Origin of the sequence: Mucilaginibacter terrae (assembly GCF_042679325.1) — a bacterium.
In the GTDB taxonomy this organism is placed as follows: domain Bacteria; phylum Bacteroidota; class Bacteroidia; order Sphingobacteriales; family Sphingobacteriaceae; genus Mucilaginibacter; species Mucilaginibacter terrae.
In genome coordinates this window covers 358858-371679 of the sequence record NZ_JBHTMJ010000012.1, presented here as the reverse complement: position 1 = coordinate 371679, position 12822 = coordinate 358858, and the positions used below count along the sequence as shown (strand labels likewise).

Here is a 12822-nt window from a genome sequence, read left to right as displayed (position 1 = left end):
TAACTAAATATAAATTAGCTTAGTAAAAATATAAAATCAATAAAAGCATCTTCCCTTGTGGTAGATGCTTTTTTTATAAAACTTTCATCTGCCATTAGTTAACTGATAAGGCGGCAGTAAAACTTAAAAAATGGAAAAAGAAATTAAGAACGAGGATTTCAAAATAGAACTAAGAACACTTAGTAAGGATGACTACTTTGGTTTAAAAGCCTCCATGATGGAAGCGTACTCTGAATGGGAGGGAGCCTCTTTTTGGGATGAAGAACATATTGGTAAACTGGTAGAAATATTTCCGGAAGGACAAATCTGTATATTGGTTAATGGCGCTATTGCAGGTTGTGCCTTATCTTTGATTGTTGATTATGATAAGTTTGGCGACAACCACACCTATACCCAAATTACAGGTAATTACACGTTTTCTACTTATAATACTAAAGGAGATGTACTTTATGGGATAGACTTTTTTGTGCACCCCGATTTTAGGGGCATGCGTATAGGAAGAAGATTATATGATGCCCGGAAAGAAATATGTGAAAGGTATAATCTGCGGGCCATTATAGCTGGCGGACGTATTCCCAATTATAAGGACTATGCCGACAAGCTGACCCCCAAGTCATACCTGGAAAAAGTTAAAGGAAAGGAAATACATGACCCAACCTTGTCATTTCAATTAGCTAACGATTTTCACGTCAGAAAGATCCTAAAAGGTTATTTACCAGGCGATACCCAATCACTGGAGTACGCCTCGCTGCTGGAATGGAACAATATTTACTATAACGAAGAAGCTGCGCATATTAATTCTAAAAAGTCAATTATTAGGTTAGGACTGGTACAATGGCAAATGAGGCCGTTCCCTAATCTCGAATCTTTATGCGAACAGATTGAGTTTTTTGTAGATGTGGTTAGCGACTACCAAAGTGACTTTATTTTATTTCCCGAACTGTTTAACGCGCCATTGATGACGGCATATAACCATTTAAGCGGAGCAGATGCCATGCGAGAGATTGCTAACTTTACTATTCAATTACGCGATAAGTTTGTAGAGTACGCTATTAGCTACAACATTAATATAATTACAGGTAGCATGCCTTTTCTCGAAAACGGTGTTCTGCAAAATGTGGGTTACCTTTGCCGCCGTGATGGCTCGTATGAAATGTACAGAAAAATCCACCTAACACCTGCTGAAAAAAGTGCATGGGGCATGATAGGTGGCGATGCTATAGGCACCTACGATACAGATTGTGGCAAGATCGGTATTTTGATATGCTATGATGTTGAATTTCCGGAGCTGCCCCGTTTGCTGGCCGAACAAGGCATGCAGATACTTTTTGTTCCTTTTATGACAGATACCCAAAACGGATATACGCGTGTTCGAAACTGCGCGCAGGCCAGGGCCATAGAAAACGAATGCTATGTAGCAATTGCAGGAAGTGTAGGAAACCTGCCCAAGGTACATAATATGGATATTCAGTATGCGCAGTCGGCCGTTTTTACCCCGTCCGATTTTTCTTTTCCAAGTAACGGTATAAAGGCGGAGGCTACACCCAATACCGAAACTACATTAATTGCTGATGTTGATGTTGACTTACTAAAGGAATTACACAGTTTTGGCGCGGTTAGAAACCTTAAAGACAGAAGATTAGATATTTATAAGATCATTAATAAAAGTAAAAAATAGCACATTGATTATACTTATTGCCTAAACAATCAGGCAGTTATGGCACATCAAAAAAAAACATCAATGCAAGCCAACTTTTATAATGTAGATGGCTTGCATTGATGTAAAATTTTATAGTTCGCTTAAATTCTTTACAAAATTCAGGGGCTATACGTTTATAATATAAACGGCTAATAAGTGTATGGCTATAAGTATGATTGCAAAACCCCGTTTTTAGACGAGCGTTTAATACTTACCAGTGCCTTGTCTTTTAGCTGCCGCACACGTTCGCGTGTCAATCGAAGCTTTTCTCCTATTTCTTCAAGCGTATGGGTGTTTTGATTACCCAAACCATAAAATAAGGTAAGTACCTCCCGGTCCCGCTCACCTAACTTAGCGAGTGAACGGTGTAGTTCAATGGTTAAGGAATCATGAACCATCAAACTATCGGTAGTGGGATCATTACTGTGCATTACATCCAGTAGTGTGCCTTCTTCACCCTGCTGAAAAGGTGCATCAACCGATAAGTGCCTTCCCGAAATACTTAACGAGTCGCTTATTCTTTCCACTGTTGTTTCCAGGGATAAGGCAAGTTCTTCTGGTGTAGCATCCCGTTCAAACTCCTGCTCTAATTTTGATTGCGCCTTTCTGATCTTGCTGATGGTACTCACCTGGTTCAGGGGCAACCGCACCGCCCGCGATTGTTCTCCTATAGCCGAAATAATGGATTGGCGAATCCACCACACGGCGTATGAAATAAATTTAAAACCTTTGGTTTCATCAAAGCGGCCGGCCGCTTTAATCAAACCTAAATTGCCTTCGTTTATCAAATCGCCAAGGGTAATGCCCTGGTTTTGATATTGTTTGGCAACTGATACCACAAAGCGTAAATTGGCTTTAGTTAGCCGCTCTAAAGCAGCCTGATCGCCATCCCTTATTTTTTGGGCAAGAATAACTTCTTCCTGGGCCGTAATTAAATCTACTTTACCAATTTCGGTGAGGTATTTGTCTAAGGACTGTGTTTCCCTATTGGTAATAGACTGGGATATTTTTAGTTGTCTCATGTAGTAAAATATGCCGGGCTTACTGCAGCATTGATGTAAATTTATAAAAGCCCTGTTAATGCAAGATGATAGCCTGAAATGTGAATATACGATACAAATACTATATTGTTCAGTAAGCAGTGAGTTCACGGTAAACCGGAACGGATTTCTGCGATTTAAAATAACTTATTCAGTTGGTACACCTGTAATATAAACCTGTCATATTTAATTGAACATGATATGAATATTTATATAAAACAAATTTTTAACACTTTAATAACCAGTTTATTACAATTGATAAGGAGGTGCAAAAGCATAAATACATTGCGCTCATCAAAAGAATTTGTTAGTGTTCGATTAATAATTTTTAAATCTACCTTAAATTTACCAGTAACCGGTACTTAAAAAGTCATCTTTAAAAGCAGAACTATAATTTAATAGTGAAATACTGCAATTAATTTTATTCCCCTCTCAAAGAGTAGAACCGCAAAGCCCCAGTTTTAAAATCGATCTACCTTAAATATTGGTAATAACTTCGTTAACAGTCAATAACTTTTTTTATATAAATGTATTTGTTATACACATAAAAATGTATGCACTAATAAATGATAATTTTACTACAATTGAGCAGCTAACAAGTCAAAATATAAAAGTCAATGAACAAAATATTCAAAAGAACAATATTATGCAGTATTTGCGCAGCCTTATCGTTCACGGTTTTTGCACAGCCCGCCAGCAACCCGATAAATCCGGTATCGAAAGTGTGGGTAGCCGACCTGGGAAACGGCATGTACAAAAATCCGGTTCTTGATGCCGATTATTCTGACCCGGACGCTATTCGTGTTGGTAATGATTTTTACCTCGTAGCATCAAGTTTTGATGCAATACCGGGTTTGCCCATATTACATTCAAAAGATCTGGTTAACTGGCGCATTATTGGCCATGCCTTAAAACGTCAGCCACCGTTTGATCATTTTTCCAAAACACAACATGGAAACGGCGTATGGGCCCCGGCTATACGTTATCATCATAATGAATTTTACATCTATTACCCCGATCCCGACTTTGGCATATATGTAACCAAAGCCAGTAATCCTGCAGGTCCCTGGTCTTTACCCGTACTCATTGAGGCCGGTAAAGGGCTCATTGATCCTTGCCCGTTGTGGGACGATAACGGTAAAGTTTACCTGGTTTATGCGTACGCCGGCAGCAGGGCCGGTATAAAAAGTGTAATTGCTGTTAAAAAATTGAACACTGAGGGTACAAAAACGCTTGATGCCGGGGTAATTGTTTACGATGGTCACGAAAAAGACCCTACCCTTGAAGGGCCTAAGATTTATAAGCGGAACGGCTATTATTATATTTTTGCCCCCGCCGGTGGTGTATCTACGGGGTGGCAGCTGGTACTGCGCTCTGCAAATATTTATGGCCCTTACGAACGAAGGATCGTAATGGATCAGGGCAAAAGTGCTATTAACGGGCCTCATCAGGGAGCCTGGGTAAGCACTCAAACTGGTGAAGACTGGTTTCTGCATTTTCAAGACAAAGAAGCTTATGGCAGGGTAGTGCATTTACAGCCAATGAGCTGGAAAGATAACTGGCCTGTAATAGGGGTTGATAAAGATGGCGATGGGAAAGGTGAGCCGGTAATAAGCTTTAAAAAGCCTAACACAGGTAAAGCCTACCCCGTACAAACACCTGCCGAAAGCGATGAATTTAATACCGGCTTATTAGGTTTACAATGGCAATGGCAGGCTAACCCCAAAGCTACCTGGGCATTTATGAATGTGGCTAAAGGTTCATTGCGTTTGTATGCTCAATTGCTACCCGATAGTGCTAAAAATTTATGGGATGTGCCTAATGTTTTGTTGCAGAAATTTCCAGCACAGGAGTTCTGCATTACAACAAAGCTTGGTTTTACATCAAACCCAAAAATTGAGAACGAAAAAGCAGGATTGGTAATTATGGGGCAAAGCTATGCCAGCCTGGCAATTAAAAGTAAAAAAGATGGTAATTACCTGGTGTTTTCCGTTTGTAAAGATGCTTACCAGGGCAAAGCCGAGCAGGAGCAAAATATTATTAAACTGGGGTTGGGGGCAACGTATTTACGCGTTACCATTACAAAAGGGGCCAGGTGTAATTTCAGTTATAGTACCAATGGGCAAAAATTTTTGCCCGCAGGCAATGAGTTTGAAGCCCAGGTAGGCCAGTGGATAGGGGCTAAAATTGGTTTATACTGTACAAGGAACGTTAAAATTAACGACTCGGGCTGGGCCGATTTTGATTGGTTCAGGGTTGAAGCGGTTAAATAATGATATGATTACAGGAAGCCGGTGCTTTACGCTTCAAAATTAGCAGATTAACGTGGTATGGTGTGTAATTCAAGGAAGTACAGGACGGTATATCATTAAGGGTTCGCTATATTCACAGGCTACAAAACAATTATACGATACGTATGGAATTAGAAAAATTTTCTTTTGGTATGGGCGACCGGTTTGCTCACCAGGGCGAAGCGCAACTGAAAGCAGTTATAAATGCTAAAGAACAAGGTGTTAGCATAACCCCCGTTTGGAACAAATCGAACCGTGAGCATAAAACGGTTAAAACCGAACCAGGAGAATTACGTGCCGAAGCTGATGCAGCAGTACAGGCTTTAGGATGGACCGGTCCGTATAGGGTAGATGCCGACCACATTACTTTAGCTACTGTGGATGGCTTTATTGCAAGTTCCGACTTTTTTACGTTAGACGTAGCCGATTATATAGGTAAGCCAGCGCCCGAAAGTGAAATTGAAGCTTTTGTAGCGCGTCGCAAAAAATACATTGGCAGTCTGTCTATCCCGGGTATATATGAGCAATTTGAAATTACCGTGGAAATGCTTCGCGATGTTGCCAACAAATTTTTACTGGCAGCTATAGAGGCCGGAAAACTGTACAAGCATATTGCCGCTGTTAAAGGCGAAGATAATTTTATTGCAGAGGTTTCTATGGATGAAGTGAACGACCCGCAAACCCCTGTAGAGTTATTCTTTGTTTTGAGCGCCTTGGCCGATAATGAAATTAAAGCTCAAACAATAGCACCCAAATTTACCGGCAGGTTTAATAAAGGGGTTGATTATGTTGGAAACCTGGAGCAATTCACTAAGGAATTTGAAGAAGATATTTTAGTTATTAAACAGGCCATTATTGAGTTTGGCTTACCTGAAAATTTAAAATTAAGCGTACACTCCGGCAGTGACAAGTTTTCGCTTTACGCACCTATAAGTAAGTTAATTAAAAAGCATAATACCGGGGTGCATTTAAAAACGGCCGGAACTACCTGGTTGGAAGAAATGATAGGCCTTGCAGAGGCCGGTAATGAGGCACTTGAATTGACCAAAGAAATTTACATCGATGCTTTAGGTCGTTTTGATGAGCTTTGCGTACCTTATGCTGCTGTTATTAATGTAAATAAAAGTAGTTTGCCAACTGCCGAAGAAGTAAAAAGTTGGACTGGTGATAAGTTTGCAAACACGCTTCGACACAATCAGCAACACCCTGATTTTAATCCAGACTTTAGGCAAATGCTGCACGTGGCTTATAAAGTTGCAGGCGAAAAGGGCGACCGCTATTATGCTGCCCTCAAAAAGTACAAAGATATTGTGGCTGCCAACGTAACCGAAAACCTGTACGAGCGCCACGTGCTGCCGTTGTTTTTGAGCTAAAAAAGTTTTAATAATTGCCTGTATGGTTAAAGTACATATCAATATGTACTTTAACCATAGTAGCAGCTACAACCGCTTATGGCGATCAATCAATAGGCGGTTCAATCATCATATTGGCTGTAGATATTTTAAGTTGGTAAAAAAGGTAGTAATTTGCAGCCATGAGTAAGTTAGAAGCCGCCTTCCAGCTTTTTGATGGATACAATCGTCAGGATCCGAGAAGTTTGGCGTGGGAGGGAGTGAACTACCCGCAAGAATATTTTTTTGCGATCAAATTATATGAATGGATACTGAAACTTGACCCTAATGCAAGTGAAGAACTTCTTTTAGCATCACGTAGCCAGCATATTGGTCGCTGGGAAATACCACGCGATAGTTATGCCGATGGCAGGGATGCTTACCTTAAATGGCGTAAAGACCTGGCCTTACATCACGCGGCAATCGCCGCACATCTGATGCAACAGACTGGTTACCATGTTGAACAGATTGAACGTGTAAACCAGATTATCCTCAAAAAACGTATAAAAGTTGATGCCGATGTCCAAACCATGGAAAATGCTTTGTGCCTGGTGTTTTTAGCGTATCAGTATGAAGATTTTAAACACCAGTACGAACATGACCACGATAAAATCATTAATATTTTACATCGGTCTTTATTAAAGATGGATGCCCACGGACATCAGTTTGCCTTAAAACTTCCATATTCCGAGGAAGGGCTGAATCTCATTATTAAAGCAATTCCTGTAGCCGACTTATGAGACTGACCATTTTTCTGTTTCTTCTATTAGCCTGTTTTAGCGCCTCTTCACAGGTTTTGCGTAAACGAACGGTTAAGCTCATGGGCAGTCGTTTCGATATAACCATTGTGGCTAATAACGCTATAACTGCAGAGCGCAATATTGATACGGTAATTGCCGAGGTAAGCAGGATAGAATACCTGATATCGGACTGGAAGACTAACACAGAAATATCGGAAGTAAACCGTAATGCGGGTATTGCCCCGGTTAAGGTAAGCGCCGAAGTATTTGCATTAACCGTGCGGGCTTTACATTTATCCAAGATTACTAATGGGGCTTTTGATATAAGTTTTGCCGCCATGGACCGGATTTGGAAATTTGATGGCAGTATGACGCAAATGCCAACACCCGAGGCCATTAAAAAATCAGTTGAAAAGGTGGGATACCAAAATATTATACTGAATAAGCGTGCCTCAACAATTTTTTTAAAATATAAAGGAATGAAGATTGGGTTTGGTGCCCTGGGTGAGGGCTATGCTGCCGATTGTTGCCGTAAACTGATGCTGGCTAAAGGCATTAAAGCAGGTATAGTAAATGGTTCGGGCGATATGAGCACCTGGGGAAAGCAACCCGATGGCAATAACTGGACGGTTGGTATTACCAACCCCATGAAAAACGATACCATATTTGCGGTTGTACCCTTACTTAAAAGTGCGGTAGTTACATCGGGGAGCTATGAGAAATTTGTGATGTTCAACGGTAAACGCTATGCCCACATCATTAACCCGGTAACCGGCTACCCTGCTACAGGGTTATGCAGTGTAACGGTATTTGGTCCCAGTGCCGAAAAGGCCAACGGTTTCAGTACCTCTATCATGGTTTTAGGTAAAACCAAAGGTTTGAGCTTAATTAAAAACTACCCGGAGTACAGTTGTATCTTGATAGATGACAAAGGGCAGATCACCTCTTCACCTAACCTGAATATTAAAAGCTTAACGCTGCAATAATCAATAGCAATCGGTACGGATCTGATCGCGCGATTGGTAGAAACTCAGGCTATTGTTCAACTTTGTTTCGCAGATTATATTCAGTACTTTCATCACATCTTTTTGCATAGCCAAAGAACCACACAGCATAATTACACCATTGGCATTGAGTTGTTCGGCAATGAAATCAGCATCGCGTTTAATTAAATCGCTCACATATTGCTTTTGGCTTTCACGGGAAAAAGCTACATGAAGATGATCAAGTTTTTTCAAAGTCCGGCTTTCTTCTAAAAATTTCCGATGCTTATCAAAGGAATACTTTTCCCGGAAACCGCAATATAAATGGCAGTGAATACTTTGCACGTTTTGGCCTATCATCCCTAAAAACGGGGCTATGCCTGTACCGTTCGCTATCATGATAACGCCTGGGGCTTTCTTTGGAAAGTGAAAATGTTTATTAGCTACCCAATGCCCGCTAAATACATCTCCGGGTTTCAGGCTGTTCAAAAAACCTGAACCTAAACCGCCTTCATGGAGCCTTACATTTAACTGTATCTCATGGTTAACCATACCAATGGAATAAAGACGCTCCCGGTGATCATTGGCCGGGTAAATTGCCAGCAAATCGCCCGATGTGATCTTACGGTTGTTTTTGGTTTTTAAGCGTACCAGGAAAGTAGCATCTGATGGAGTAGTACGGGTAACGGACGTTACCGTAAATGTAGCTAAGCGTTTGTGTTTTTCTTCTTTTACAAGGGGCGAAATAGGAATGGACAAATTAGCTTGCTGCGACCACGCTTCGGCCCATAAAGCAAAGTCATGAGGCGATTTGTCGTTAACTGTATGTATATCTACCAGTGGAGTGGCCCAATTTTGCTTTGAAAGTAGCTGGTTAGCCTCAAAAGCAAACTTGCAAAAGTCGGGGTAAGCGTGTGAGCCAAACCCTATTACCGAGTACTTCACTTGTTGAGTTTGCTGGTGCTTCGCAAGCAAAGAAATAAAACGGTTAGCATTGGTAGGAGCATCACCAACACCATAGGTAGCCGTAAGTACAAGCAAATGCTCGGCTTCAGGATACACCGAAAAATTGTTAAGTTCTGTCAGGAATGACTTTTCTCCTTGCTTAAGTAATTGCAGGTGAATGGTTTGTGCAAAACTGAATGTGCTGCCATTCTCCGAACCAACAAGAATTACAAAGCGGCATTCGTTTGCTTTAAACTTGTTGGTGATGCGGTTTGCCCGGCGTTTGAAGGTCATGGCAAACCCCGACCATATAAAGAACAGGATATTGCCCGAAGCCACGATTAATACCACTGCCCAAATAATACTGGTACGGCCGGTATGCAAGTTGAGGCTAATGTTGGTTAAAATTACAGCTAACGGATATTTAACCTCACTCAATACTTCGCCGGTAACTTGATTAACGGCTACCTCGCTATTGTTAAGTTTAAGCGTGTAATAATCTTCCACATCTTCCGAAAACGGGAACTCAATACTTTCTACCTGAGAAAGTAAGGTATTTTTAAAAATGACGATATCGGCAGGTCTCTTTTCCGGCTGTGATTTTATAACATCAAAATCAACTTTAGTAGCCACCTTTTTGGTATTAACCAAACCAAATCTCGACAGTGAAAGATAAGTACCGCTGATAGCAATAATGAATACAGGAATCAACAGCAAACGTCCTAAAACAACATGGTAATATTGCGCAAAGTTGTCTTTAACAATCTTTGTAAAAAAACGTTTCACACCACGCTGCCGCTGTATAATTAATATGGTGCCAGATATGGTAATGAGCAATAGTAAAAAAGCGGTTATACCTATAAAAAACCGGCCCGTTTCATGCAAGAACAGGGAACGGTGCAGTGTTCTTACCCATTCAAAAAACTCACTTTTTTTGGAGGCTATGCCTAAAATTTTGCCGGTAATGGGGTCTACGTATGCGGTAAGGTTTTTTCCTTCAGCATCGCTGGCTTTAATTTGTACCGATCCGTTTTCCGTTACCGTAAGTTCACTAATATCGGGGTAAGTTTTACGAAGCGCCGGCAGTGTTTGCGCCAGGTTTATTTCGTTAAAGTTATTAACCCGGTAAGATGCTGCCTTATTTGAAATGGATTCAAAAGACAATATGATGCCTGTGACCGAAGCAAGAATTAATAGCAAAAAAGAAGATACTGCCAGGGCTAAATGGCTGTATCTCCATACAGAAATGGTCATGTTTACAAATTACCTTAATTAGCGCTAAAGCGCACATACCGTATAAAACCGGTGCCTTCGTTTTTGGCAGAAAGTGTTTCCGTGGTCAGCGGTATCTCTACATCTTTTACATAATAATTTTTGTCTTCTACGGCACTTTCAAAACGCAGTTTATAGCCCGCGTTGATCTTAGCTGTTTCAATATCTATCACATTAACGCTGCGGTCTCCACCGGCTACCGATGCCCCGGTAATTGCACTGATAGTAGCAGTTTTTTTTGCGTAGAACTTGTTCCATTCTTTTAGGCTGTTGTACCACTTTTTATCCGAACCCAATACATATAACGTCTTATCGTACAGACCTTTACTATCTATTAGTGAAATAACTATATAAGCACCGTCGCCCATATAATTAGACATCTGGATCATGCATTTATACTTATTGGTAACACCGGTTTGCGCTGAAGACAGGGTAGGGTTAGCCATAACCACCAGACCTGTAAATATGATGAATTTAAATAATTTAGACATATATTTATTTAAGAAAGTTAACCGATACATTGCTTTTCGACAGCGATTCGTTTTCGTTAGCCAAATCAAACGCTGTTTCTTTAAAATTAGTTACCGCATCTTTTTTAGCACCAATAGATATTAAGTATTTCATCAGGTTATCATCTTTGGCTACCATGGCGGCTTTGTGTAAGGCGGTAAGGCCTTCTGCATTTTTGGTGTTAATATCAATACCTAAAGGTTGTAAACGTTTCAGCAATAATATATCATTTTTAGCAATGGCCAAGTGATATAAAGTGTTACCATTTTTTTGCGGAGCAGCTACGTTCAATCCTTTTTCTCTCAGGATATTTAATTTGGCTTCAAAATCATCTTGCCTTGGGGCACTGGCAGTACGCTCAGCCTGTACGTTGGGTATTGCTGTACCTTGCGCGGCCATAACCATTCCGTTTTGCGAACGGTAGGATTCCATTAGGTAGTAGGCCAGGTTATTGCCTTTTATATCTGTAATTTTAACATCGGCACCTTTATTAATGAGGTAAGCTACCACTTCGGGCGAATTACTGCGTACAGCCAGGGCAAGGGCGCTTTCACCCTTTCGGTTAACCTGGTTTATCAGTTTCACACTGGGCATCAGCATTCCAATTACGGCTGTGTCGCGGTTGGTAGCTGCGGCGCTCATTAAAACGGTGTTTCCTTCTTCGTCGGCTTTATTTACATCAACACCTTTGCCGATGAAATAATTGATAATGTCGCCCTGGTTAGGCTTGCGTACAATATAATGCAACACGTTTTCGCCGCTTTTGCTGGTAGCTGTAGGCTTAATATTTAAGGTTTCGAGATATTGGTAAAATGCTAAGCCAGCACTGGTATTTGTACCGCCTCTTCGTCCACCACTTTGTGCGGCCATAAGTATGGCGTTAGCATTGGTTTTAACTCCTTTTTGTAAAAGTGTTTTTAAAAGTTCGGGGTTGCCACTTTTTGCCGCATAGCTGAATGCGTTATTACCAGTGGCATCTGTACTGTTCAAATTTAATCCTTTTGAAACAAAGTAATTGGTAAGGGTAAAGTCTTTATCGCCTGCAATAGCTATTAAAAGAGCGTTGGCACCATCCTGGTTTACATTCGTTTTCAAATTATCACCGTGCGCAAGCAGCAGGTCATAAACTTTCGTATTTTGTTGAGCGCTACCTGCCGCAAAAATTAATGGAGTTGCGCCATGGCTGTCAACCACGTCAATTTTTGCGCCTTTGGCAAGCAGGTATTCCATTACATCGGCATTGCCGCGGTTAGCAGCCCAATGCAGGTAAGTACGGCCATCGTGAGTTAATTTAGCGGTAGTATTTCCAGGTTGATCTAATAAAAACTTAATGGCGGCATTAGGTGCCTGGCTATTAATTGCCAAAACCACCGCATCCATGCTGTTGGCGTTAAATTGCGACGGGCTGTTCCCTTTTTCTACCTCAACCTTAACCCTGTTGACATCGGGCTGGTTTTGCCAAAAAGATTGATCTAAAAGGGTATTTTTTTGGGCCTGTGCTGAAAACGAAATCAGTGCCGTTACGGCTATTAAAAGTTTTTTCATTATAACTGAATAGTTTGACAATTACATTTACCATTAGTTTAATAACGTATATAAACGTGGTCAGCAAAACTAATAATAATCAGTCTAAATAAGAATAACAATTTTCAATATTTTACAAAGCGAAGAAAGCGGGGCTTTACGAAATTATTTTAAGCACGGATCACATGTGTTGGTTTTAAAGGTTGGTTGGCTCATATTACTGAAAACTGATTATCATTAATTGTTAAAATATTATTACATCCATCTAATTGAATGTTACATTGCAGTAAATGTGCTAAAATCGTATCATAATTGTAATATAATAAGCTTGCCATTTATAATTGATCCAACTACCTTAATTTACTGGCAATACTCATCTACCGCAGTATTTGCTTAATTTTTAAATTATAATTTCTTGCTTGTAACA

At 40.5% G+C, this 12822-nt stretch carries 9 protein-coding genes; 5 read left to right on the top strand and 4 right to left on the bottom strand.

The features are described from left to right. The first annotated feature begins 130 nt into the window (after positions 1-130). The gene (locus tag ACFQ3S_RS13515; RefSeq protein ID WP_377165282.1) at positions 131-1678 is read left to right on the top strand and encodes a GNAT family N-acetyltransferase; all 1548 of its coding nucleotides are present in this window, start codon (positions 131-133) and stop codon (positions 1676-1678) included. A 185-nt stretch (positions 1679-1863) separates the two neighbouring features. Here the strand turns inward: ACFQ3S_RS13515 and ACFQ3S_RS13510 are convergent, their stop codons facing one another. After that, positions 1864-2721: a sigma-70 family RNA polymerase sigma factor gene (locus ACFQ3S_RS13510; RefSeq protein ID WP_377165280.1), complete on the bottom strand. Its 858-nt coding sequence runs from the start codon at positions 2719-2721 to the stop codon at positions 1864-1866. A 635-nt stretch (positions 2722-3356) separates the two neighbouring features. Between ACFQ3S_RS13510 and ACFQ3S_RS13505 the strand changes: the two genes are divergently transcribed. The 4 genes from ACFQ3S_RS13505 (at position 3357) to ACFQ3S_RS13490 (ending at position 8147) form a co-directional block, all read left to right on the top strand. Continuing rightward, complete coding sequence (locus ACFQ3S_RS13505; RefSeq protein WP_377165278.1) at positions 3357-5012, top strand: glycoside hydrolase family 43 protein; 1656 nt, start codon at positions 3357-3359, stop codon at positions 5010-5012. A gap of 143 nt (positions 5013-5155) precedes the next feature. Then, positions 5156-6403 carry a tagaturonate epimerase family protein gene (locus ACFQ3S_RS13500; RefSeq protein ID WP_377165276.1) on the top strand — a complete coding sequence of 416 codons (1248 nt, stop codon included), beginning with the start codon at positions 5156-5158 and terminating at the stop codon, positions 6401-6403. Between the two features lie 161 nt (positions 6404-6564). Next, positions 6565-7161, top strand: a complete 597-nt coding sequence (locus ACFQ3S_RS13495) for a DUF4202 domain-containing protein (protein ID WP_377165274.1) — start codon at positions 6565-6567, stop codon at positions 7159-7161. Beyond that, complete coding sequence (locus ACFQ3S_RS13490; RefSeq protein WP_377165272.1) at positions 7158-8147, top strand: FAD:protein FMN transferase; 990 nt, start codon at positions 7158-7160, stop codon at positions 8145-8147. The genes ACFQ3S_RS13495 and ACFQ3S_RS13490 overlap by 4 nt, the downstream gene beginning before the upstream one ends. Here the strand turns inward: ACFQ3S_RS13490 and ACFQ3S_RS13485 are convergent, their stop codons facing one another. Genes ACFQ3S_RS13485 through ACFQ3S_RS13475 form a run of 3 tightly spaced genes read right to left on the bottom strand, consistent with a single transcriptional unit; the run spans position 8148 to position 12416 of the window. Then, positions 8148-10343: a PepSY domain-containing protein gene (locus tag ACFQ3S_RS13485; RefSeq protein ID WP_377165270.1), complete on the bottom strand. Its 2196-nt coding sequence runs from the start codon at positions 10341-10343 to the stop codon at positions 8148-8150. A 14-nt stretch (positions 10344-10357) separates the two neighbouring features. Further along, positions 10358-10852, bottom strand: coding sequence for a DUF2271 domain-containing protein (locus ACFQ3S_RS13480; RefSeq protein WP_377165268.1), 495 nt, complete (start codon positions 10850-10852; stop codon positions 10358-10360). Between the two features lie 4 nt (positions 10853-10856). Further along, the gene (locus tag ACFQ3S_RS13475; protein WP_377165266.1) at positions 10857-12416 is read right to left on the bottom strand and encodes an ankyrin repeat domain-containing protein; all 1560 of its coding nucleotides are present in this window, start codon (positions 12414-12416) and stop codon (positions 10857-10859) included. Positions 12417-12822 lie beyond the last annotated feature (406 nt).